Here is a 22,123-nt window from a genome sequence, read left to right on the forward strand (position 1 = left end):
CGAAAATGACCAGATGGACGCTGCCACTGATAGTGAGCCTGACATTCCATGTCAGTGCCATGGCCGCAGATGATCACTGGACGGCGCATATCAGCGCCGAGGGTGAAGTGCTGCGATCTTGGCCGAAATGGATCGAAAAAGTAGAAAAGACACCGCAATCCAACTACTTCACGCAGTACAAGATGCACCTCAACAAGCACATCGTTCAGCAGGACCCCAGGTTTTGTTCTGTTTCGCCGATTGATGGGAGCACGCAGACCCGCTTGTTGCATGGCCACGCCAAAGTTGTTGGTATGCCGAGTGTTGACGGGGGCGTTACCATTAACACCCAGCTGATAGACGTCAACGGCGCCAGTGGAGACAATTCGCTGGCGTTCATGCTGATGTGCATGCGTTGAGGCTGCTTGAGCCGCGCCGTCTGAAAGGGGCTCGTTATACTGTGGCTAACTTATCTATTCACGTTGACGTGCCCTTTCGATGAAGACCCTTTTAGCAACGCTTTTACTGATGATATTGACCGGCTGTTCGACGGGCCTGCGCATCGACCGCAGCCACCCTTCGGTCAACCAGGACAACCGTATCCAGTTCATCGTCCTGCACTACACCAATGCCTCGCTTGAGCGCTCATTGGCGCTGTTGACCCACGGCGAGGTCAGCAGCCATTACCTGATTGGCGACGGCCCGGCCACGGTCTATCAGCTGGTGGATGAAAGCCGCCGTGCCTGGCATGCCGGTGACAGCCAATGGCAGGGGCGCACTTGGTTGAACTCCACCTCTATTGGCATCGAAATCGTCAACCCAGGGTTCACCGACACTCCCAATGGCCGGGTCTGGCACCCCTACAGCGAAGCCCAGGTGCAGTCCTTGATCGCACTGCTCAAGGACATCGTCACGCGCAACAAGATCGACCCCCGGCACATCGTTGGCCACAGCGATATCGCACCTTTGCGCAAGCTCGACCCGGGCCCGTTGTTCCCGTGGAAGCGTTTGGCTGATGCCGGCATCGGTATCTGGCCCGAGGCTAACGCCGTCGCCCGTCAACAAGCCTTCTTCAGCGTCAACCCGCCCAGCGTGGGCTGGTATCAGCAGGAACTGGCGCGGTTCGGCTACGCCATCGCGCAAACCGGTGAGCTGGACGTTGCCACGCGGCATGTGATCGCCGCGTTCCAGATGCGTTTCCGGCCACAACGCTTCGATGGCATGCCCGACGCGCAAACGGCCGCCATGCTGCAGGTGCTCAACCGCATGCGTTGAGCTGAGGCGCCCAACGGCGAGGGCGATTCCTGATCCAGTTGCTATACCTTAGTAATCAACTGGATGCCCTTGATGTCAGCCCTCATCTCCACGCTGCGCCAAATTTTTTACCGTCCCTGGATGCTGGCCTCACTGGCGGCGCTGGCCAGCGCCGCGCTGTTGCTAACCGCCAGCATCGGCATTGCCCTGCAGCAGATGAAGCAAAGCGAGAGCGCACAGATGAATGCCCGGGGAGAGCGCTTTCTCGAACGCCTCGAACAGGTGTTCGGCCAGTTGCGTGAAGGGGTGGATATCTTGCAGGCGCAGCCCTTGCGAGGTTGCAGCCCGCAGATGCTGGCGGCGTTGCAGCAGGTTGGCCTGAGTTCGCGCTTCATTTATGAGGCGGCCTACGTGGACGCCAATGTCGCCTGCTCCAACCGGGGTGATGAGCGGGCGTTCGAACCCCTGCGGGCGCCCGACATCAAGGGCCCGACCTACAGCTATTGGCTCAATACCACTACCGAACCCAACGAAAACCTGGCGGCCTTGATGCTAGGGCGTGGCAATTTCGTGGTGTCCACCTCGCGCGGGCACCTGACCGATGTGGTCCACCTGCCGCCCGGCGGCAGCCTGGTGGTTGTGCTGGACAACGGTACCCGGGCAATCCCGGTACTGGGCCCACCGCAGGTCTGGCCCCCGCCCTCGGCCTGGACGGCCAGCCACAAGTCGCTGCTGGAGCTGAGCGACCGCCTCATCTACCGCATGCCAACCAAATCTCCGGACTATCAACTGGTGCTGATCGCGCCGCGTGCCAGCCTGCCCCTGCGCATGAACGGCATGCTCTGGCTGTTGTTCCCCGGCAGCGTGCTGGCCGCCTGTTGCATCGGCTGGCTGGTGCTGCAGTTGATTCTGCAGCGCCGGTCGATGAGCTCGGAGTTGCAGAACGCGCTGCGCCGAGGCGAGTTGCAGGTGCTGTACCAACCGATCATCGAGCTCGACACCCGGCGCTGTGTCGGCGCCGAAGCCCTGGTGCGCTGGCGCCGCCCTGACGGCACCCTGACCAGCCCGGACCTGTTCATACCCCTGGCCGAAAATACCGGGCAAATCCGCCAGATCACCGATTTTGTCCTGCAACGTGTGCTCGAACAGCTTGGCCAGTTGCTGCGTTCGCACCGCAACCTGTACATCTCGGTGAACCTTGCAGCGTGCGACGTGATGGTCCCTCGTATCGGCCGGGTCGCGGCGCGGTTGCTGGCTCAGCACCGGGTCTCGGCCAGCCAGATCGCTTTCGAGGTCACCGAGCGCGGCCTGATCGACGTGGTGGTAGCCCGTGACAACCTGCAGGCCCTGCGTGCGTTGGGCCATCAGGTGTTGATCGACGATTTCGGCACGGGTTATTGCAGCCTGGCCTATCTGCAGACCTTGCCCGTCGACTGCCTGAAGATCGACAAGGCCTTCATTGATGCCTTGGGGCATGACGCCGCCAGCAGTGGCGTGGCCCCGCACATCATCCGCATGGCGCATGACCTGCACCTGCGAGTGATTGCCGAAGGCATCGAATGCGAAGACCAGGCGGTGCTGCTCTACAGCGAAGGGGTCAACTATGGGCAGGGCTGGTTGTTCGCCCGCCCGTTGAATGCCCGCCAGTTTGCCGAACTGGTCACCCGCGGCCGGCGCGAGGGGGCTGGGCGGCGGGCCAACGATGAGTCCTGAGGCCCGCCCCGCTGGCTACACCGGCAATGCCATGTAGAACTGGGTGCCCTGCCCCGGGCGGGAAAACACGCCCATTCGGCCGCCGTGCAGTTGCACGATCTCCTTGCACAACGCCAGGCCCAGCCCTGCACCGCCCTTCTTGCGCCCCACCTGCACAAAGGGCTCGAAGATACGCCCCTGCTGCCCATAGGCGATGCCCTCGCCGTTGTCCTCGACGCTGATGATCACACGCTCGGCATGGCGCCTTGCGTGCAGGCGTATGCGGCCACCACTGGGGGTATGGCGCACGGCGTTGTGCAGCAGGTTGTCCAGTACCCGGTCGAGCTGGGCGACATCGGCCTGGATGCGAGATAGCGGCAGCTCCAGTTCCTTGATCAGCTCGATCTGCTTGTGTGCGGCCTGTTCGGCAAAACGCAGCTGCGCGCGCTCCAGCAGCTCATCGATGGCGCAAGGGGCGAGTTCGAGTTTCTGCAAGCCGCTCTGGTAACGAGAGAAGTTCAGCAGGTCGTTGATCAGCTGGGTCAGGCGCTGCATTTCTTCGCCGATGGTTTCAAGCAGGTCGTACTCGCGCGCCTCGGGTGGAAACTTCACCCGCTCACGCAGCAGACCGAACGCCATGTGCATGCCTGTGACCGGCGTGCGCAGTTCGTGCGAGGCACGCAGAACGAACTCGCTGCGCACGCGCTCGAAGGCCCGCTGCTCGGTCACATCGTGCAGCACCATCACCGCGCCCAGAATCGGCCCCTGAGGGTGGCTGACCGGTGTCAGGCTATAGGTCAGCAGGCGGGTTTCTTCATCGACGTCGATGTTCAGGTCGTCTGGCGGGCGATCGAGGCTGCCACCGCGCAGCACTTGGCGCAGTTGCTGCTCCAGCTCCGGGCGCTGCAAGGCTTCGGCCAGAGTGCTGCCAAGGCGGCTGTCGTTCCAGCCCAGCTGGCGTTGGGCCACGGGGTTGAGGTGTTCCAGGCGGCCCTGCCGGTCAATGATCAGCAGGCCATCGTCGATGCTGTCGAGCACGGCCTGCAGGCGTTGCTGGCCGGCCAGCAGCTCATCGACGTTGGTGGCCTGGTGCTTGCGCAAGGCGTCGGCCATCAGCCCGAAGCGACGGGTCAGCTGGTTGAGCTCGCTGGCCTGGGTGACTGGCAGGGTGACGTCGAAGTTGCCCTTGCCGAGTTGGTCGGCCGCTTTGGCCAAGGCTTCGATCGGTTGGCCGAAGCGTCGCGCGATGTTGTGCGCGGTGACAAAGCCCAATACCAGTATCGCCAAGCCCATCAGGCCGAGCACGCCGCTGACCAGCAAGGCGCGATCACGGGTACGTTCTTCACTGCGGGTGATGTGTTCCAGCGCCTGTTTGTGCGAATCGATGAGGTCGGTGCGTAGCTGGTTGAAAGCTGCACCCAGTGGCTCGTCGCTGCCCATGCTGCGCGCAGGTGCTGGGCTGTCGCGGTAGGCCCGGAGGAAGGTCTGGTAATTGCTGCTGGCCTTACTGAAACCGGTGCGTTCACCGCCTTGTTCGAGCCCTTGGTCGAGCAGCGCCTGGAAGTTGTCCTGTAACAGCCGCAGGTTCTGCGGCGCGGTGTTCTCATCGAGTATCAGGGTCAGCTGTTCGCCGAGGTTTTGCCGCAGTTTCAGTCCCACTTCCAGCGCGTGGGTGGTGTCCCGTACCAGCTGCTGTTGCACCGTGGCCATCTGCAGCACGCTGACCAGCCCCAGCATCAGGCCCAGCAGGGCCACTGTGACCAGCGCCGAAATGCTGAGGAAAAGCCGCGTACGCAGCTTCATCTGCCACTTCATAGGTTGTACTGCTTGCGTTTGCGATACAGGGTCGAGGCATCGATGCCCAGGGTCTTGGCGGCCTGGTCGAGGGTATCGCTGGCGGCCAGCACGGCGCCGATGTGCGCGCGCTCCAGCTCATCCAGGCTCAATGCCGCGCCCACGCGGGGCGCGTTGCCTGCCGGTTGTTCGCCCATGCCCAGGTGGCTGATCTCCACGCGTTCCTGCGGGCAGATGATGCTGGCGCGCTCCACGACGTTGCGCAGTTCACGAATGTTGCCGGGCCAGCGGTAGTTGAGCAGGGCAGCCCTGGCCTCATCGCTGAAACCACGGGCCGGCCTGGAGTATTCCTTGACGAAGCGGGCCAGGAAACGATCGGCCAGGGTCAGGATGTCTTCGCTGCGTTCGCGCAGGGGCGGCAGGTGCAAGGTGATGACGTTGAGGCGGTACAGCAGGTCTTCGCGGAAGCGGCTTTCGCGCACCATCTCTTCAAGGTTGAGGTTGGTGGCGGCGAGAATGCGCACATCGGCCCGGCGGGTGACCGGGTCGCCGACACGCTCGTACTCCTTGTCCTGGATGAAGCGCAGCAACTTTGGCTGCAAGGTCAGCGGGAAGTCGCCGATTTCATCGAGGAAGAGCGTGCCCCCGTCGGCCTGGCTGACGCGGCCAAGGGTGCTCTCGCTGGCGCCGGTGAAGGCGCCGCGGGTATGGCCGAACAGCTCGCTTTCCATGAGCTCGGCATTCAGCGACGGGCAGTTGATGGTGACGCAGGCTTTGCGCGCTCGCTTGCTCCAGCCATGAATGGCACGGGCCAGTTCACCCTTGCCGGTGCCGGACTCGCCCAGGATGAGGATGTTGGCGTCGGTGGTGGCCACCTGACGCGCGGTTTCCAGCACCGCCATCATGGCCGGGCTGTGCGAGTCGAGGCCGTCCTTGGGCTTGCGCACCTCGCCTTCAAGGGCTTCGAGGCGCGCCGACAGTTGGCGCACTTCCAGCTGCTTGGCAGTCGCCAGGCGCAGTTGATCGGGGCTGCAGGGTTTGACCAGATAGTCGGCGGCACCGGCCTGGATGGCATCCACCGCCGTGTCGATCGCCGAATGCGCGGTCACGATCACCACCCGCATCCACGGGGCTTGGATACGCATCTGGGCCAGCACGTCGAGGCCGTTGTCCTCGCCCAGGCGCAGGTCGAGGAAGCACAGGTCGAACACCTGGCGTTGCAGCAGGGTATCGGCCTGCGCGGCGCTGTTGGCGGTGGCCACGCTATAGCCTTCGTCTTCGAGGCAGTAGCGGAAGGTGCGCAGGATCGCGGACTCGTCATCCACCAGCAGAATGCGGCCTTGCTTGTCCTGGGCTGATTCCATTTCCTGCGCTCCTTAGGATAGATCTTCAATTAGTGTGGGAAAAATCGGGCAAGTTGCATGGTCAATTCTGAAGGATTCTGTCCTTTGCATGCTAGCCAATGGCCAAACAATGCCCTTGAGCCGCGATATCTCGATGATTTGCTTAGAGGTGCGCGATGGCACATTGGTTGCGACTATTTTCTGTTTTTGCCAACAAAGGAGGCACAGCCATGCCCTTTTTCCCACGACTGGCCGTGTTGGCGGCCACTTTGCTGCCGGTTATGAACCCGGCATTCGCTGACCCTGTGCAGGACGCCCGCCTGGAGGGCTCACTGCAAACCGCCCTGTCGCTCAACCGCATGCTCAACCCCTTTCGTATCGATGTGGTGGTAGACGGCAAGCAGGCGCGGCTATCGGGTGAGGTCGAAAACACTGTCGAGCGCCAGTTGGCCGAGCATGTCGCCTTGGCCACCCGCGGCATCGAACAGGTCGACAACCAGTTGCAGGTCAATGCTCAACTGGTGGAACGCCCGCTCGAGCTGCGGGCCTATGCCCAGCGGCTGGAGGACGCAACGTTGGCGGCGGTGATACGTGCACGGCTGCTGTGGAGCCGCACCACCGAGAAGGCGCCTATAGAAGTGCAAAGCAGCGAAGGCGTAGTGACCCTGCGCGGCAGGGTCGACAGCACAGAGGCCAAGGAGTTGGCCGGCGTAGTGGCGCGCACCACCGACGGTGTGCACCTGGTCAACAACCTGGTCAGCCTGGACACCGCCGCCATGGCCAAGGCGCGCGACAACCCGGTAGGCGCGCCGACCGGGCCGCAGCCTAGCGACAGCTGGATCGTCGACAAGATCCAGAACAGCTTCCGTTTCAGCCGCAACCTCGATGGCCTGAACCTCAAGGTCGCCAGCGAGGAGGGCCTGGTGCGGCTGTCGGGCGAAGTGGTCAGCAGCGAGCAGAAGACCATTGCTGTCGAGATTGCCCGGCAGATCATTGGCGTGCGCGGTGTGGACGCCGATCTGCTCAAGGTGGCGACCAAGGTCGAGGGCTGATCGTGCAATTCGCACGACGCCCCAGGGGCCATCGTGCAGGATACGTCCTTCGGTGCAATGTGTGATTGTTTTAAGTGTTTGATTTAAAAGGATTTTTTATTGATGCAAAGGCTGGCATGCAGGCTGCAATTACCTGTTCAGGTTTGAACAACAATTACAGCAGGAGGAGCCGGCATGAACCGCCAATCCGTCAACCGCTCGCAGAACGTCGCACTGCCTTTGCGCCAGTTCCTGTTACTGGGGATGGCGCTGCTGCTGACCTTGGCCGCTGGCCTCTTCTACTACAGCTGGCAGACCGCGCGTCTGGCGGAGCAAGTGGCGGCACAGACCGCGCTTCTGACGCAGATTCAGGCAACCCGTGCCACCAGCCTCGTGAAGGCGGCCGACCCGCTGCCATCGAGCAATGCCACCGCTTCACCGGCCACCTTGGAAAACGTCGTACCACAGGATCGCTGGGTGTTCTGAGCCTGTGCTGTACCCCAAAGCCGGATTGATTTCAAAAAAGAAAGGAGAACCACCATGCTGAGTTGGGCTATCACTTTCCTCATCATCGCCATTGTCGCCGCCGTACTGGGCTTCGGTGGTATCGCTGGCGCCGCCACGGGTATCGCGAAGATCCTGTTCATCGTCTTCCTGGTCCTGTTCGTAGCCTCCTTCTTCTTTGGACGTGGTCGAGGTTGAAGATGCGCAGGAAGCTTTGCACAGCCCTGGCTGCCGCCTGCTTGCTGGGCGGCAGTGCAGCGGCGATGGCGGCCAATGACGGCCAGGTCCGGGTCGATCAGTTGCTCGGCTCGGACCCTGAATACCGGGAAACCTGGCAGGACACGATCAAGGGCGAGGAGCGCTTGCCCGATTGGGTAGTCAACCTCACCGGCAGTGCCCAGGAGCAGATGTCGGCAGTCACCGAGGACGGCGACCAGTACCTGGTCGGGCCCTTGTGTGAAACGGCGCAAAACTGCACCTACAAGCGTCTGATCGTGGCGTTTAGCTGGGACAAGGACCAAGCCTACGGGATGCTCGTAGAGGTGCCCGAAGGCTTGCCGAGCGACAAGTCGCCTACCCGTCATGCGCAATACCGCTTTATTGGCGAACCGGATGATGGCATGCAGGCGATGTTGCGCGAGCAACTCAAGCGTGACCCGAAGTGGTACTGAGCTTTTATAAGCCGTTACCGATGAACGGTTATGCACTGTCACGTAATAGAAGCTGAACCTTTTTATATTTCAGCCTTCTATGATGCGCCGCCCCGAGGAGGGGCAGCACATGACCAAGGGGCCGGGCTGTTCTGACTGTTGCAGGGTCGGAGTGGCCTAGGGGTACAGGGAGTACCTCCAGCAATGGGCCGGGTCAGGAGAGGCGGAATCGGAAGCCTCAGGTCGGTGGTGTCATCAGGGATACCAGGTGCCGACCTGACTTCCGAGGAGCCAACGAGGAACCGTCAAGGCAATCAGGCAAATTACCCTTCTTGCGTGTTTTTCCCTCAAAGACACATTTTGTCTCGACCGTACATCAACTTTTTTTCGCCCGCCAGGGTCCCTTCGCAAGTGGCATTTCGGCCATTCGGATTGTCGAACAAGCCATCTACCCCTCTCCGAACACGCTGCCAAATCTGCCTAAAAATGGCGCTTTGGTCTTGTTCGGGATTCCGAACGTTATAAATCAAGCACTTGCGACATGCCATTTTTAGCGTAAATCATTATGCAGTATCGGCATGGGGTATGCGTTTCAGGCATTAGATTTCCCCCTTCCCCATCGCAATAGTTGCCGCCTTTTCGCTGGCCCGAGCGCCCAGTCGCTCGCTCGCGGTGTCCTTACATGAGGCCACCGGACGGAAGCTTTTCGCTCACCGTGACGTTGCCAACGGCTCTGTTACGCGCGTTTTCGTCCGGCGCCCATGACCACTAGAACAAAGGGTAAAGACATGAAGAAGGCAAAACTGAGCCTCGCCTGGCAGATCGTGATCGGTCTGGTCCTGGGCGTTGCAATCGGCGCGCTACTGAATCATTTCAGTGCGGAAAAGGCATGGTGGATCAGCAACGTCCTCCAGCCCGCTGGTGACATCTTCATTCGCCTGATCAAGATGATCGTCGTCCCGATCGTGATCTCGTCGCTGATCGTGGGCATCGCCGGAGTTGGCGACGCGAAGAAACTGGGCAGCATCGGCCTCAAGACCATCGTCTACTTCGAGGTGGTGACCACCATCGCCATCGTCGTCGGCCTGGTGTTGGCCAACCTGTTCCACCCGGGCGCCGGCATCGACATGAGCACCCTGGGTACCGTGGACATCTCCAAGTACCAGGCCACTGCGGCCGAAGTGCAGCATGAGCATGCATTCATCGAAACCCTGCTCAACCTGATCCCGTCGAACATCTTCGCGGCGCTGATGCGTGGCGAAATGCTGCCGATCATCTTCTTCTCGGTGATGTTCGGCCTGGGCCTATCGAGCCTTCAGGCAGAGCTGCGCGACCCGCTGGTGCGTACCTTCCAGGCCGTGTCGGAGACCATGTTCAAGGTCACCCACATGATCATGAACTACGCCCCGATCGGCGTGTTCGCCCTGATCGCCGTCACCGTCGCCAACTTCGGCTTCAGCTCGCTGCTGCCGCTGGCCAAGCTGGTGCTGCTGGTGTACTTCGCCATCGCCTTCTTCGCCTTCATGGTGCTGGGCCTGGTGGCACGCGTGTTTGGCTTCTCGGTGATCAAGATCATGCGCATCATGAAAGATGAGCTGATCCTGGCCTACTCCACCTCCAGCTCCGAAACCGTGCTGCCGCGGGTGATCGAGAAGATGGAGAAGTACGGCGCGCCGAAGTCGATCTGCTCGTTCGTGGTGCCGACCGGCTATTCGTTCAACCTCGACGGTTCGACCCTGTACCAGAGCATCGCGGCAATCTTCATCGCCCAGCTGTACGGCATCGACCTGTCGTGGAGCCAGCAGCTGCTGCTGGTGCTGACCCTGATGGTCACCTCCAAGGGTATTGCCGGCGTACCGGGCGTATCGTTCGTGGTGTTGCTGGCGACCCTGGGCAGCGTGGGCATCCCGCTGGAAGGCCTGGCCTTCATCGCCGGTGTCGACCGCATCATGGACATGGCCCGTACCGCGCTGAACGTGGTCGGCAACGCCCTGGCCGCGCTGGTCATCGCACGCTGGGAAGGCATGTACGACGCTGCCAAGGGCGAGCAGTACTATGCCTCGCTGATGGCCGACAAGCAGGAAGCTGTGGTGGTTGGCGAAGCCGCCAAGCGCTGAAGCTGATGCGTTAAACAAAAAGCCCCGACTTGTCGGGGCTTTTTGTTGTGTGGGGGATTGTGGGGGGCGCGTTGCGCCCCTTTCTAGGGACTGCGTCTTGTGTGGGCGCCTGCAATCTCCGTTATCATTCGGGCACATTTCAGGGGGAACAATCGGATGCTCAACGGCCTTTGGCTCGGCTTTTTCCTGGTGGCGGCCGTCTCCGCCCTGGCCCAGTGGCTGATCGGCGGCAACGCCGGCATCTTCGCCGCCATGGTCGAGAGCATCTTCGCCATGGCCAAGCTGTCGGTGGAGGTGATGGTCCTGTTGTTCGGTACCCTGACCCTGTGGCTGGGCTTTCTGAAAATCGCCGAGAAGGCCGGTATCGTCGAGTGGCTGGCCAAGGTCCTCGGCCCTCTGTTTGCCAGGCTGATGCCTGAGGTACCGCCGGGGCACCCGGCCCTGGGCCTGATCACCATGAACTTCGCGGCCAACGGCCTGGGGCTGGACAACGCGGCCACGCCGATTGGCCTTAAGGCCATGCGCGCGCTGCAGGAGCTGAACCCCAGCAGCAGCACCGCAAGCAACGCACAGATCCTGTTCCTGGTACTCAATGCGTCGTCGCTGACCCTGTTGCCGGTGACCATCTTCATGTACCGCGCGCAGCAAGGCGCGACCGACCCGACGCTGGTGTTTTTGCCGATCCTGCTGGCTACCAGCGTGTCGACCCTGGTGGGCCTGCTGTCGGTGGCGGTGATGCAGCGCCTGCGCCTGTGGGATCCGGTGGTGCTGGCCTACCTGATCCCCGGTGCGTTGCTGTTGGGCTGCTTCATGGCCTTTCTCGGCACCTTGTCGGCCGCTGCGCTGGCGGGCCTGTCGTCTATCCTTGGCAACCTCACGCTGTTCGGTGTGATCATCCTGTTCCTGGTGATTGGTGCGCTGAAGCGGGTCAAGGTGTACGAAGCCTTTGTCGAAGGCGCCAAGGAAGGCTTTGATGTGGCCAAGAGCCTGCTTCCCTACCTGGTGGCCATGCTCGTAGCAGTCGGCGTACTGCGCGCTTCGGGCGCGCTGGAGCTGGCGTTGGACGGCATTCGCCATGCGGTGAACTGGATGGGCATGGATACCCGCTTCGTCGAAGGCCTGCCCACCGCGCTGGTCAAGCCATTCTCGGGCAGTGCGGCGCGGGCCATGTTGATCGAGACCATGCAGACCCACGGTGTGGACAGCTTCCCGGCACTGGTCGCGGCGACCGTTCAGGGCAGTACCGAGACCACCTTCTATGTGCTGGCGGTGTACTTCGGTGCCGTGGGCATCCAGCGGGTACGCCACGCGGTCGGTTGCGCCCTGCTGGCCGAATTTTCCGGCGTGGTCGCGGCGATCTTGGTCTGCTACTGGTTCTTCGGCTGAGCCTGGACCTGAGCTTGGGCCTGCGTGGCCTGGGCGACGGTCCAGCTGACCACCTGCCCGACCAGTTGGTCGCTGGCGCCGCCGAAGCCTGCCACCACTGCCGAAACCTCCCTGGCGGCCAGCGGTTGGCGGATCTCGAAGCGTTTGCTGGCGAGGATACGCTGACTGCGCCCTTGGACCAGACGCGCATCGTAGCGAATCACCACCTCCACTGCCCCGTCCGGGCGGTACTCACTCTGAAACGCCTGCAGCTCGCCGGCCAGCTCGTAGTCGGCCTGCAGGTTGCTGTCATCGGCGCTAAGGCGTTGAACCTGGCCGTCACGCTGGAAGCCATCGAGCAGGCGGTTGCGTAGCAGTACTGGCGCGGCGTCGCTCCAGCGTGCGCCCTTGTAGCTGCTGACCACGTCTCCCTGTGGGATCACCGCGATCCGTGGGCCGGCCAGTACTTCGCTGGCCAGCGGTTTGTTAAGCCGCAGCGACCAGTCCAGCGGCGCGGCAACGCGGCTGGGTTGGTTCACCGGCAGGCGATACAGGTCCACGGGTTCGCTTTGCGGCAGGATCGAGCAGGCACTGGCCAGGCTCACCGCGGCCGCCAGGGCCAACAGGCGCAGCGATGCTTTCATGGCTGGAACTCCTTGTTGTTGTCGCGTCCGAGCAGGTAGCCGCTCGGGTCGGCCTCCAGCTGCCGGGAAATGCCCTTGAGTGCGTTGAGGGTTTCGCGCAGCTCGCGGATGGCGGGGGTTAGCTGGTTCAGGCCCTGGGCACCGTCACCGATGGCCTCGCTGTTGTTCTTGAGCAGCGCATTGATGGTCGCCGTGCTTTCGGCCAGCGACTGCATGGCCTGCTCGGCGCTGCCGATGGCCTGTTTGCCCTCGCTGCCGAGCAGGCTGTTGGCGTTGCGCATCAGCGCCTGGGTTTCGGCCAGGGTGGCGCTGGCCTGTTTGCCGACCTGCACCAGCTGCGTGATGGCCTCGGCAATACTGCCGTGCTGGCCGGCGAAGGCACCGGTGGTCTTGTCGAGATTGGCCAGGGTGCTGCTGAGGTGGCCGATGTTGTCTTCCGAGAACATCAGGTTGGCGTTGTGCAGCAGCAGGTTGATGTTGGTCACCAAGTCGCTGCTGTCGTTGAGCAGGCGCGAGATTGGCGAAGGCGAGGCGATGATCACCGGCAGCTTGCCATCCTTGCCCTTGAGCTCGGGGCTATGCGGCGTGCCGCCGCTGAGCTGGATGAACGCGTTGCCGGTGACCCCGGCCAGGGTCAGCTTGGCCTGGGTATCCTCCTTGACCGGCGTGTCGCCGCTCAGCCGTACCCGGGCCAGCACGCGGCGAGGGTCCTTCGGGTCCAGGCGCAGGGTCGACACGTCGCCCACCTTGATGCCGTTGTACTGCACCGGGCTGCCGCGGGACAGGCCCGAGACGGCTTCGTTGAACACCACTTCGTAATCCTTGAAGGCATCGTCGACACTGGACTTGGTCAGCCACAGGCCAAACAGCATGGCACCGGCCACCACCAGGACGGTGACCAGGCCGATGAGGACGTGATGTGCTCGGGTTTCCATCGTTCAGCGCTCCTGGCCCGGGCGGGCGGCGGCCTGTTCGGCTGCGCGCCCGCGTGGGCCGTGAAAGTATTCTTGAATCCAGGCGTCGTCGGCTTGCTCGACCTCGGCCAGGGGGCCGGCCACCAGGACCTTTTTCTGCGACAGCACCGCCACCCGGTCAGTGATGGTGTAGAGGGTGTCCAGGTCGTGGGTGATGAGAAACACCGACAGGCCGAGTGCGTCGCGCAGGGTCAGGATCAACTGGTCGAACGCGGCGGCGCCGATCGGGTCGAGGCCTGCGGTGGGCTCGTCGAGGAACAGGATGTCCGGGTCCAGTGCCAGGGCACGTGCCAGCGCTGCGCGTTTGATCATGCCGCCGGATAGCGAGGCGGGGTATTTGTCGGCAGCCGAGATGGGCAGGCCGGCCAGGGCCAGCTTGACCCCGGCCAGGTGCTCGGCGTCGGCGCGGGACAAGCCGGCGTGTTCGATCAGCGGCAAGGCGACGTTTTCGGTGATGGTCAGCGACGAGAACAGCGCGCCCTTCTGGAACAGCACGCCGAAGCGTCGCTCGACCAACGAACGCTGTTCTTCACGCAACTCGGCCAGGTCCTGGCCAAATACCTTGATCTGCCCCTCGTTAGGCCGTCGCAGGCCGATGATGCTGCGCAACAGCACCGATTTGCCGCTACCCGAGCCACCGACCACGGCAAGGATCTCGCCCCGGTACAGGTCCAGGTCGAGGTTTTCATGCACGCTCTGGCTGCCGAAGCGGTTACAGATGCCCCGTGCCTCGATCACGGTTTCCCGGCCACTCACCAGCCCATCTCCATGAAGAACAGTGCCGCCACCGCATCCAGCACGATGACCACGAAAATCGACTGCACCACTGCCGAGGTGGTGTGGGCGCCCACGGACTCCGCGCTGCCGCTGACCTTGAAGCCTTCCAGGCAGCCGATGGCGGCGATCAGGAAGGCAAAAAACGGTGCTTTGGCCAGGCCGACGAGGAAGTGCTGCACACCGATGTCGGTCTGCAGCAGCGACAGGAACATGGCGGGTGAGATATCCAGCGACAGGGCACACACCACCGCGCCGCCGACGATGCCGCAGATCATCGCGAGGAAGGTCAGCAGCGGCAACGAAATCAATAGTGCCAATACCCGTGGCACCACCAGCAGCTCCATGGGGTTGAGGCCCAGGGTGCGGATGGCGTCGATTTCTTCGTTGGCCTTCATCGAGCCGATCTGCGCGGTGAAGGCACTGGCCGTGCGGCCGGCCATGAGGATGGCGGTCAACAGCACGGCAAACTCACGCAAGAACGAGAACGCCACCAGGTCGACGGTGAAGAGGGTCGCGCCGAACGCGGCCAGCACCGTTGCGCCCAGAAACGCCACCACCGCGCCCACCAGAAAGGTCAGCAAGGCGACGATGGGCGCAGCATCCAGGCCGGTCTGTTCGATGTGCGCCACGACCGGCGTAAGCCGCCAGCGGTGGGGCTGGAATGCCCGGCGCAGCAAGGTTTCGAGAATCAGGCCGACGAAGCCGAGCAACTGCCGGGTGTCTTGCCAGACGGTGCTGACGGCACGGCCGATACGCTCGAGCAGCAACAGCAGCACCGGGCGTTCGGCCTCCTTGACCGGAATGCAGTAGTCCTGCACCGAGCAGTACACGGTCTTGAGCAGGGCACGGCTGGCGTCGGGCAGGCCATCGGTGCAGTGCGACAGGCGTTCGGCGCCGAGCAGTTCGGCCAGCAGCGAGGCGCCGGCGGTGTCGAGGCGGCCCAGTTGGCTGAGGTCGGCAACGGCGTCGTTGCTGCATAGCGTGCGCAGGCGTTCGCTGTCGCGCTTGAGGCTGGCATAGTGAGCCAGGGTCCAGTCACCGGTAATACGCAGGCAGGGCGGTTGGTGGCTGGTGTCCAAGGTGGCGCTGGGGGGTGTCATAGGCTCCATGCAACTGACTCGGCGCTAAGGCTTAGGGGCTGATCATAGCGCAGAGGGCATGGGGCGGTTTATTGATTGTGTGCTCAAACCAGGAAGCTATGGGCTCGGCGCATCGTCGAGCACTTTGAACCGCAGCACCCCGATCACCTGGCCGTCCTCGGTCAGCACCCTCACCTGCCATTTACCGACCGGGTTAGGCGGGAAGTTCTGCTTGTGGGTCCAGGCCCGGTAGCCTTCCTTGCGCCCGCCATGAATATCTAGCGCAATCCGGTCTACTTCCTTGCCGTCTTTTTGCCACACGTGGTAAATGCGCTCGTTCAGGCCCCGGGGTGCGTTGACCGAGGTGTACGCATACAGCCCGCTGGTCTTGATGCGGCTGGCGGCAATCTCGTCCAGTGACTCGCCGGGCTGGCGATTGAGCACTTCGGTGCTGACGGCCACTTCGGTCATCCACAACGTCGCCGGTGGTACCCACGAGCGCAGCAACCACCCCCCGCCGCCCACCGACAGGGTCACCAGAACCAGCGCCACGCCGCGCCGCCAGGTATTGACCGGGAAGCTGCTGGCCAGGCTCGGGAACGACAGGGCCATGGCAATTATCAACGCCAGCTTGAAGCTTTGCGCGGTGGTCAGGTGAAGAATGATCGGCAGCGCGGTGAGCAGCGCCGCGAACAAGGTCAGCGTGTGCAGCGCGAGGAACAGCCAGCGCCGCGGCGCCAACCACTTGTAGTACAGCGGGTCGACGATCGAGATCAGCCCGGCGGCGGCGAGCAGGCCGGTGAATACCAGTTGGCCGCTGTTCCAGGTGGTGGTGATGAAGAAGAACGGCAAGACGAAGAACAGTGTTTCCTGGTGGATCATCTGCGTCGCGTAGCGCAGCAACGGTTGCGGGATCTCTCGGTTGAAGGTGCGGGCGAACAGGCCGGTGAGGGTGTTTTCCAGCATCAGCCAGACCCAGCTGACCAGCATCAGGATCGCCACCCAGCTGGCCAGGCCGGCCTGGCGGTCGACCAGGATGAAGCTGCCGATGCCGGAGAGGAAGCCTCCGAGCGCGATGATGCCGGGGTAGCGTTTAAGCAGTTCGATGACGCGCTGGACGATGCGGGGAATTGGGGGCATGGGTCTACAACAGGGAGAGATAGGGTGGCTGTGCCGGCCTCTTTTCGGGCAACCCCGTGAAGAGGCCGGTACTGGCTAAAGGATACCGCCGAATCACGCTTTGCGTGTAGCACCGCTCGGTGGTTGCGGGGTATGCCGGCGCCAACGCAGCAACCCGGCCGCCAGGATCAGCCCCAGCAGCAAGGCGAGCAACCCGTACAGCTCGTCATAACCCAGCAGGGGCTTCTCGATGCGCAGGTAGCCCTGGTCCTTGAGCAGTGCCTGCAACGCTTCGTTGGCCTGCGCAAGGCTGACCTGCCGCAACTTTCGCACCGGGTTGGCAAAGCGCCCGTCGTTGTAGTCGTTCAACGCCCCCCAGTAGTAGTCGGCCAAGGCGCTGTTGCCCTGGGTGCTCCAGCTTTCCCGGGCCATGCTGGCGCCCTTGATGCGGGCGAAGGTATCCGGGTCGAGGCCTTCCTTGCGCAGGTGGTCGAACAACCCCTGCATCACCTTGACCGCCTGGTCGACGTCGTCGCGTTCCAGGTCGGCGTTGAGGCTGAGCATGCCGCTGTCACCGAAGCTCTCGCGCTGTACCGACGGCCCGTAGGACAAGCCATTGCGCAGGCGCAGTTGGTCGTACAGCGCCCAATCCAGGTAGCGCGACAGCAGGTCGAGGGTCGGCTGATGGTCGTTGTCCAGCACCGGCTCGATGAACAGCCAGTGCAGCTTGACGCTGTCGCCCAGCCAGCCGCGGGTCAGGTCGCGGCGTTGCTCGGCCTGCTGGCTGATGCTTTCGAGGTTGCGGCGCTCTTCCGGCTCGGTGGCAGGCAGCTCGCCAAAGGTGCGCTCCAGGTACGCCGGCAGCAGGCGGTCGAGGCCGCCGACCATGATCAGGGTCATGTTGTTGGCCGCGTACCAGCGGTCGCGCAAGGCCTGCACCTGCTCCAGGGTCATGTCGTCGATGTTCGAGCGCTCGGCACACTTGAGGCCCAGTTCGGTCGCCAGTTGGTCACTGGCGGGGTGGCCGATGTCCTGGCGGTCCAACCAGCGTTGCAGGTGGCCATAGTGGCCGCCGTCCTCGCGCTCGATGATCCTTTTCGCCGTGGCCAGGGCCTTGGCGTCGATAGGGGTGTCGCGGATCACCGCCAGCAGCAGGTCGAGCACTTTACGCTGGTTACGCGCAGGTGCCTCGATCACGAACGTGGTGTCGGCGCTGCTGGTATAGGCGTTCCACTCGCCACCCAAGGCTTGCAGGCGCTCTTCCAGTCCGCCCTCGCCGGTTTCGTCGATACCGCTGAACAGCAGGTGCTCGAGCAGGTGTGGCAGCTCCTTCTGCTCACAGTCGAAGTCATCCAGGCCAACCCCGACCACCAGGCGGATGGCCACGTGGTCACGTTCATAGCCGTCCTTGAGGATGACCTGCAGACCGTTGGGCAACAGGTACCCCTCTACCCGCGAGCGGTCGAGGGCCAGGGTGGGCAGGCTGCAGATCAGCAGGCAAACGAACATCAGGCAACGCATGGGCGAGCTTGGCTCTCCTGGTAGGCGAAATCACGGCAAGCGGGCTTCGTCCGGCACAGTGTCGAGCATCAGCCCGCCGGTGTCCGAGCCGCCTAGTACCACATAGGCACTGCTGCAGAACAAAGAGTTCAACCGCTTCATGTCGGCAATCAGCTCCAAGTGTAGCGAACTGGTCTCGATACTTTGCAACACCTTGCGTTGCAGGCGGCTGACATGCGCGTGGGCAAGGCGCCTTTCCTGCGCACGGAAACGGCGTTTCTCGCGCAGCAGCAGCTGCGCGCTCTCGGGGTCTGCGCTGAGAAACACCGACAGGCCGAGGCGCAGGTTCGACAACAGCTGTTCTTGCAGGCCGGTCAGTTCCTCTAGGCCGACCTGGGAAAACGCCCGGCGTTGGCTGGTTTTCTGCTGCTGGACCTTGCGCAGCATGCGCTCGACCAGGTCGCAGGCCAGCTTGAGGTTGATCGCCAGTTCGATGATTTCGGCCCAGCGCCGGTTGTCGCGCTCGCTGAGGTCCTCCCGCGTCATTTGCGCCAGGTACAGTTTGATGGCGCTGTACAAGGCCTCGGCGTCCTCGCCCAAGGCACGCACCTGCTGTGGCAGGGCTGCTTGGGTGCCGCGCAGGGCGCCGAGCATGGCTTCGAGCAGGCTGTCGACAATATCGCCCAGGCGCAGGGTCTCGCGGGCGGCATTGGCCAGTGCCAGGCTGGGGGTGTCGAGCGCCGAGGCATCGAGGTGGCGCGGGCGCACTTGGCCGTTGCCGTTTTCGCGTTCGGGCAGCAAGCTGTTGCACAGCCGGCCCATAGGTTTGACGGTGGGCAGCATGATCAGGCAGCGCAAGGTGTTGTAGAGCAGGTGGAAGCCGATCACTAGCTCCTGAGGGCTGAAGCTCAGTGTGTCCATCCACGTCACCAGTGGGTGCAGCACCGGAATGATCAGCACCAGGCCGATCAGCTTGTACAGCAAGCTGCCCAGGGCAACACGCCGCCCGGCGGCGTTCTGCATGCTGGTGCTGATGAATGCGAGCAAGCCACTACCGATGTTGGCACCGACCACCAGGCCGATGGCCACCGGCAGGCTGATCAGTTCGGCGCCGGCCAGCGTCGCGGTGAGCAGCACGGCCGCCAGGCTGGAATAGGAAATCATGGCAAACAGCGCGCCGACCAGGGCATCGAGCAAGATGTCGCCGGTCAGCGAGGCGAACAGCACTTTCACCCCCTGGGCATGCGTGATGGGTGCAGCGGCCTGCACGATCAGCTCCAGGGCCAGGATGATCAAGCCAAGCCCGATCCCTACCCGGCCCAATTGGCCGACCCGGGTCTGCTTGCGGGAAAGGAAGAAGATCACCCCCAGAAAAATCAGCAGCGGTGACAGCCACGACAGGTCGAAGGTCAGCACCCTGGCCATGAGCGCGGTGCCGACATCGGCGCCGAGCATGATCGCCAGGGCTGGCGTCATGGCCATCAGGCCCTGGCCGACGAAGGATGTGACCAGCATGGCGGTGGCGTTGCTGCTCTGCACCATAGCGGTGACGAGGATCCCGGCGATGAACGCCAGGGGGCGCTTGTTCATGTTCTGGCTGATGATGCGGCGCAGGTCGGACCCGAATACCCGCAGGATGCCAGTACGCACGATATGTGTACCCCAGACCAATAGCGTCACGGCCGAGAGCAGGTTGAGCAGGGTCAGCATGGCGAAGCCCCCTGTTGCCGATGGCCCATGCGGGCCAAGAAGTGGAGCGTGGGCGCTTGAGAAATTTCAGTGCCCACTCAAAGCTTTAGTTGTTTTGCGCAGCTGTTGCCAGCTTCGCATGGCTGTCACTCATTTGAAACACACCGCGCATGAATGATTGCCCTGTATTTCTGTGGCCGCATAAACGAAAAAGAGCCCCGAAGGGCCCTTTTCTGCAAAACGCTTCCTGGGTTTATTGACCCGGAATGTCCTTGCGCAGTTTCACCGGATCATTCTCTTTGCCATCCTTGCGCGACAAGGCAGTGCGCATACGGATGTTGATCGCTTCCACCGCCAGCGAGAACGCCATGGCGAAGTAGACGTAGCCTTTTGGCACATGCACGTCGAACGATTCGGCGATCAGTACGGTACCGACCACGATCAGGAACGACAGCGCGAGCATCTTCAGCGAAGGGTGCTTGTCGATGAAGTTGCTGATGGCACCGGCGCACAGCATCATCACCAGCACGGCGACGACGATGGCGGCGATCATCACCGGCACATGGGACACCATGCCCACTGCGGTGATCACCGAGTCCAGCGAGAACACGATGTCGATGATGGCGATCTGGATGATGGTGTAGAAGAACTTGCCGCCCGCGCCTTTGGGCTCGTCGCTGCTTTCGTCTTCGCCTTCCAGGCCGTGGTAGATCTCCTGCGAGCTCTTCCACAGCAGGAACAGGCCACCGAAGAACAGGATCAGGTCGCGCCCGGAGATGCCATGGCCGAAGACCTCGAACAGGTCGGCAGTCAGGCGCATGACCCAGGTGATCGACAGCAGCAAGAGGATGCGCGTGACCATGGCCAGGGCCAGGCCGAAGATCCGGGTACGTGGCTGCATGTGCTTGGGCATGCGGCTGACCAGGATCGAGATCATGATGATGTTGTCGATCCCGAGCACGATCTCAAGCGCGGTGAGGGTGAAAAAGGCAACCCAGATTTCCGGGCTGGTCAGCCATTCCATGTGTATTCCTTCGAGCGATAAAGGCGACGCGCCCGGACAAGGGGCGCGTCGCGGTAGGGTAATACGTGTTTATTAAAGACTACTGAACAGCGGGAAAATGCCCATCAGCAATGCGGCGAGCATTATGCACAGGCACACCAGAACTGCCCACTTCAAGGTGAAGCGCTGGTGGTCGCCGAATTCGATGCCGGCCAGGGCCACCAGCAGGTAGGTGGAGGGTACCAGGGGGCTGAGCAGGTGTACCGGCTGGCCGACGATCGACGCACGGGCCATCTCGACCGGGCTGATGCCATAGTGGCTGGCCGCTTCGGCAAGCACCGGCAACACGCCGTAGTAGAAGGCGTCGTTGGACATGAAGAAGGTGAACGGCATGCTCACGATCGCAGTGATCACCGCCAGGTACGGACCCATTGCATCGGGGATGACCGCCAGCAGGCTCTTGGACATGGCATCGACCATGCCGGTGCCCGACAGGATGCCGGTGAAGATACCTGCGGCGAAGATCAGCCCGGTGACGGCCAGCACGCTGCCGGCATGGGCGGCAATGCGATCTTTCTGCTGTTGCAGGCAGGGGTAGTTGACGATCATGGCGATGCTGAAGGCGATCATGAACAGCACCGGCAGTGGCAGTACGCCTGCGATCAGGGCAACCATCAGGGCTGCGGTGAGGGCGCCGTTGAAGTACAGGAGCTTGGGGCGACGCGCATCCGGGTACTGCGAAACGGTGATTTCGCTGTGGTCGATGTCGTCGGTCGGCAGGTGCAGTTCACCCAGACGAGCGCGCTCGCGTTTGCCGTACATATAGGCAATGGCCAGGATCGCCAGCACGCCGAACAGCATCGCCGGGATCATCGGCACGAAAATGTCCGATGGGTCCACGTGCAGGGCGCTGGCGGCGCGGGCGGTCGGGCCACCCCACGGGGTCATGTTCATCACACCGCCGGCGAGAATGATCAGCCCGGCCATGATCCGCGGGCTCATGCCCAAGCGGCTGTACATCGGCAACATGGCGGCGCAGCAGATCATGTAGGTGGTGGCGCCGTCACCGTCGAGCGAGACCACCAGGGCCAGCACGGCGGTGCCCACCGAGACTTTCAGCGGGTCACCTTTGACCAGCTTGAGGATCTTGCGCACGGCCGGGTCGAACAGGCCAGAGTCGATCATCAGGGCGAAATAGAGAATGGCGAACATCAACATCACGCCGGTGGGCGCGAGTTTGCTGATGCCTTCGAGCATCATCGGGCCGATCTTGGCGGAAAAACCACCGAACAGGGCGAACAGGATCGGTACCAGGATCAGCGCGATCAAGGCCGACAGGCGCTTGGTCATGATCAGGTACATGAAGGTGATGACCATGGCAAAGCCGAGGAAGGTCAGCATGGCAATACTCCAGGCGTGGCGCGGCGAAAGGACAGTCGATTCGGGCGGATCAGCGCGTCGGGCGCTGCGCAGGGAGCTTGCGAAGGGGCACTACGAGAAGGCGGGCACAGGAATACATCAGAATCACCATTGTTGTTGTTGATTGGGCCGGGCGCGGAAAATTCCGGATGCCCTGGCTGACCGGTCTTGTGCCGGTAGTGGGCGCTAT

20 protein-coding genes are annotated in these 22,123 nt (G+C 62.7%); 9 read left to right on the plus strand and 11 right to left on the minus strand.

Annotation, left to right across the window (positions count from 1 at the left end; translation table 11 throughout):
* The first annotated feature begins 5 nt into the window (after positions 1 to 5).
* From CKW22_RS25715 to CKW22_RS25725, 3 genes are all read left to right on the plus strand, one after another.
* On the plus strand, positions 6 to 398 hold the full coding sequence (locus tag CKW22_RS25715) for a hypothetical protein (RefSeq protein ID WP_033702535.1): 393 nt from the start codon (positions 6 to 8) through the stop codon (positions 396 to 398).
* 79 nt (positions 399 to 477) lie between these two features.
* Positions 478 to 1,254, plus strand: coding sequence for an N-acetylmuramoyl-L-alanine amidase (locus CKW22_RS25720; protein ID WP_033702536.1), 777 nt, complete (start codon positions 478 to 480; stop codon positions 1,252 to 1,254).
* 72 nt (positions 1,255 to 1,326) lie between these two features.
* Entirely contained in the window at positions 1,327 to 2,946 is a 1,620-nt protein-coding gene (locus CKW22_RS25725; RefSeq protein WP_033702537.1) for an EAL domain-containing protein, read from the plus strand.
* 15 nt (positions 2,947 to 2,961) lie between these two features.
* Here the strand turns inward: CKW22_RS25725 and CKW22_RS25730 are convergent, their stop codons facing one another.
* A complete protein-coding gene (locus tag CKW22_RS25730) occupies positions 2,962 to 4,740 on the minus strand; it encodes a KinB sensor domain-containing domain (RefSeq protein WP_095065503.1) in 1,779 nt (592 codons plus the stop codon).
* Positions 4,737 to 6,083 carry a sigma-54-dependent response regulator transcription factor AlgB gene (gene algB, locus CKW22_RS25735; RefSeq protein ID WP_095065505.1) on the minus strand — a complete coding sequence of 449 codons (1,347 nt, stop codon included), beginning with the start codon at positions 6,081 to 6,083 and terminating at the stop codon, positions 4,737 to 4,739. The genes CKW22_RS25730 and algB overlap by 4 nt, the downstream gene beginning before the upstream one ends.
* A 209-nt stretch (positions 6,084 to 6,292) precedes the next feature.
* Between algB and CKW22_RS25740 the strand changes: the two genes are divergently transcribed.
* From CKW22_RS25740 to CKW22_RS25765, 6 genes are all read left to right on the plus strand, one after another.
* A complete protein-coding gene (locus CKW22_RS25740; protein ID WP_033702540.1) occupies positions 6,293 to 7,114 on the plus strand; it encodes a BON domain-containing protein in 822 nt (273 codons plus the stop codon).
* 174 nt (positions 7,115 to 7,288) lie between these two features.
* Positions 7,289 to 7,579 carry a hypothetical protein gene (locus CKW22_RS25745; protein WP_033702541.1) on the plus strand — a complete coding sequence of 97 codons (291 nt, stop codon included), beginning with the start codon at positions 7,289 to 7,291 and terminating at the stop codon, positions 7,577 to 7,579.
* Between the two features lie 54 nt (positions 7,580 to 7,633).
* The gene (locus tag CKW22_RS25750; RefSeq protein ID WP_003252966.1) at positions 7,634 to 7,795 is read left to right on the plus strand and encodes a DUF1328 domain-containing protein; all 162 of its coding nucleotides are present in this window, start codon (positions 7,634 to 7,636) and stop codon (positions 7,793 to 7,795) included.
* A gap of 2 nt (positions 7,796 to 7,797) precedes the next feature.
* Entirely contained in the window at positions 7,798 to 8,268 is a 471-nt protein-coding gene (locus CKW22_RS25755; RefSeq protein WP_033702543.1) for an inhibitor of vertebrate lysozyme family protein, read from the plus strand.
* Positions 8,269 to 9,035: 767 nt separating this feature from the next.
* Complete coding sequence (gltP, locus tag CKW22_RS25760; protein WP_033702544.1) at positions 9,036 to 10,364, plus strand: glutamate/aspartate:proton symporter GltP; 1,329 nt, start codon at positions 9,036 to 9,038, stop codon at positions 10,362 to 10,364.
* 156 nt (positions 10,365 to 10,520) lie between these two features.
* The gene (locus CKW22_RS25765; RefSeq protein ID WP_033702545.1) at positions 10,521 to 11,750 is read left to right on the plus strand and encodes a nucleoside recognition domain-containing protein; all 1,230 of its coding nucleotides are present in this window, start codon (positions 10,521 to 10,523) and stop codon (positions 11,748 to 11,750) included.
* Here the strand turns inward: CKW22_RS25765 and CKW22_RS25770 are convergent.
* The 9 genes from CKW22_RS25770 to CKW22_RS25810 form a co-directional block, all read right to left on the minus strand.
* Entirely contained in the window at positions 11,732 to 12,373 is a 642-nt protein-coding gene (locus CKW22_RS25770; RefSeq protein ID WP_095065507.1) for an ABC-type transport auxiliary lipoprotein family protein, read from the minus strand. The genes CKW22_RS25765 and CKW22_RS25770 overlap by 19 nt on opposite strands.
* Positions 12,370 to 13,308, minus strand: coding sequence for an MlaD family protein (locus tag CKW22_RS25775; RefSeq protein ID WP_033702547.1), 939 nt, complete (start codon positions 13,306 to 13,308; stop codon positions 12,370 to 12,372). Before CKW22_RS25775 ends, CKW22_RS25770 begins: the two co-directional genes overlap by 4 nt.
* A gap of 3 nt (positions 13,309 to 13,311) precedes the next feature.
* Positions 13,312 to 14,103: an ABC transporter ATP-binding protein gene (locus CKW22_RS25780; protein WP_033702548.1), complete on the minus strand. Its 792-nt coding sequence runs from the start codon at positions 14,101 to 14,103 to the stop codon at positions 13,312 to 13,314.
* Complete coding sequence (locus CKW22_RS25785; protein ID WP_033702549.1) at positions 14,100 to 15,233, minus strand: ABC transporter permease; 1,134 nt, start codon at positions 15,231 to 15,233, stop codon at positions 14,100 to 14,102. The genes CKW22_RS25780 and CKW22_RS25785 overlap by 4 nt, the downstream gene beginning before the upstream one ends.
* 87 nt (positions 15,234 to 15,320) lie before the next feature.
* Positions 15,321 to 16,343, minus strand: coding sequence for a DUF5924 family protein (locus tag CKW22_RS25790; protein ID WP_047583844.1), 1,023 nt, complete (start codon positions 16,341 to 16,343; stop codon positions 15,321 to 15,323).
* A 93-nt stretch (positions 16,344 to 16,436) separates the two neighbouring features.
* Positions 16,437 to 17,843 carry a pitrilysin family protein gene (locus tag CKW22_RS25795; RefSeq protein ID WP_047583845.1) on the minus strand — a complete coding sequence of 469 codons (1,407 nt, stop codon included), beginning with the start codon at positions 17,841 to 17,843 and terminating at the stop codon, positions 16,437 to 16,439.
* Positions 17,844 to 17,873: 30 nt separating this feature from the next.
* A complete protein-coding gene (locus CKW22_RS25800) occupies positions 17,874 to 19,532 on the minus strand; it encodes a Na/Pi cotransporter family protein (protein ID WP_033702552.1) in 1,659 nt (552 codons plus the stop codon).
* 232 nt (positions 19,533 to 19,764) lie between these two features.
* Positions 19,765 to 20,535: a TerC family protein gene (locus tag CKW22_RS25805; RefSeq protein ID WP_033702553.1), complete on the minus strand. Its 771-nt coding sequence runs from the start codon at positions 20,533 to 20,535 to the stop codon at positions 19,765 to 19,767.
* 72 nt (positions 20,536 to 20,607) lie between these two features.
* Complete coding sequence (locus tag CKW22_RS25810; RefSeq protein ID WP_033702554.1) at positions 20,608 to 21,915, minus strand: CitMHS family transporter; 1,308 nt, start codon at positions 21,913 to 21,915, stop codon at positions 20,608 to 20,610.
* Positions 21,916 to 22,123: the final 208 nt, after the last annotated feature.

This window comes from Pseudomonas sp. Irchel s3f19, assembly GCF_900187555.1.
GTDB classification, from domain to species: Bacteria; Pseudomonadota; Gammaproteobacteria; order Pseudomonadales; family Pseudomonadaceae; genus Aquipseudomonas; species Aquipseudomonas capeferrum.

Coding starts and splice junctions, on each gene's coding strand:
- CKW22_RS25715 (WP_033702535.1), top strand. CDS start 6: ATGACCAGATGGACGCTGCCACTGATAGTGAGCCTGACATTCCATGTC.
- CKW22_RS25720 (WP_033702536.1), top strand. CDS start 478: ATGAAGACCCTTTTAGCAACGCTTTTACTGATGATATTGACCGGCTGT.
- CKW22_RS25725 (WP_033702537.1), top strand. CDS start 1,327: ATGTCAGCCCTCATCTCCACGCTGCGCCAAATTTTTTACCGTCCCTGG.
- CKW22_RS25730 (WP_095065503.1), bottom strand. CDS start 4,740: ATGAAGTGGCAGATGAAGCTGCGTACGCGGCTTTTCCTCAGCATTTCG.
- algB (WP_095065505.1), bottom strand. CDS start 6,083: ATGGAATCAGCCCAGGACAAGCAAGGCCGCATTCTGCTGGTGGATGAC.
- CKW22_RS25740 (WP_033702540.1), top strand. CDS start 6,293: ATGCCCTTTTTCCCACGACTGGCCGTGTTGGCGGCCACTTTGCTGCCG.
- CKW22_RS25745 (WP_033702541.1), top strand. CDS start 7,289: ATGAACCGCCAATCCGTCAACCGCTCGCAGAACGTCGCACTGCCTTTG.
- CKW22_RS25750 (WP_003252966.1), top strand. CDS start 7,634: ATGCTGAGTTGGGCTATCACTTTCCTCATCATCGCCATTGTCGCCGCC.
- CKW22_RS25755 (WP_033702543.1), top strand. CDS start 7,798: ATGCGCAGGAAGCTTTGCACAGCCCTGGCTGCCGCCTGCTTGCTGGGC.
- gltP (WP_033702544.1), top strand. CDS start 9,036: ATGAAGAAGGCAAAACTGAGCCTCGCCTGGCAGATCGTGATCGGTCTG.
- CKW22_RS25765 (WP_033702545.1), top strand. CDS start 10,521: ATGCTCAACGGCCTTTGGCTCGGCTTTTTCCTGGTGGCGGCCGTCTCC.
- CKW22_RS25770 (WP_095065507.1), bottom strand. CDS start 12,373: ATGAAAGCATCGCTGCGCCTGTTGGCCCTGGCGGCCGCGGTGAGCCTG.
- CKW22_RS25775 (WP_033702547.1), bottom strand. CDS start 13,308: ATGGAAACCCGAGCACATCACGTCCTCATCGGCCTGGTCACCGTCCTG.
- CKW22_RS25785 (WP_033702549.1), bottom strand. CDS start 15,233: ATGGAGCCTATGACACCCCCCAGCGCCACCTTGGACACCAGCCACCAA.
- CKW22_RS25790 (WP_047583844.1), bottom strand. CDS start 16,343: ATGCCCCCAATTCCCCGCATCGTCCAGCGCGTCATCGAACTGCTTAAA.
- CKW22_RS25795 (WP_047583845.1), bottom strand. CDS start 17,843: ATGCGTTGCCTGATGTTCGTTTGCCTGCTGATCTGCAGCCTGCCCACC.
- CKW22_RS25800 (WP_033702552.1), bottom strand. CDS start 19,532: ATGCTGACCCTGCTCAACCTGCTCTCGGCCGTGACGCTATTGGTCTGG.
- CKW22_RS25805 (WP_033702553.1), bottom strand. CDS start 20,535: ATGGAATGGCTGACCAGCCCGGAAATCTGGGTTGCCTTTTTCACCCTC.
- CKW22_RS25810 (WP_033702554.1), bottom strand. CDS start 21,915: ATGCTGACCTTCCTCGGCTTTGCCATGGTCATCACCTTCATGTACCTG.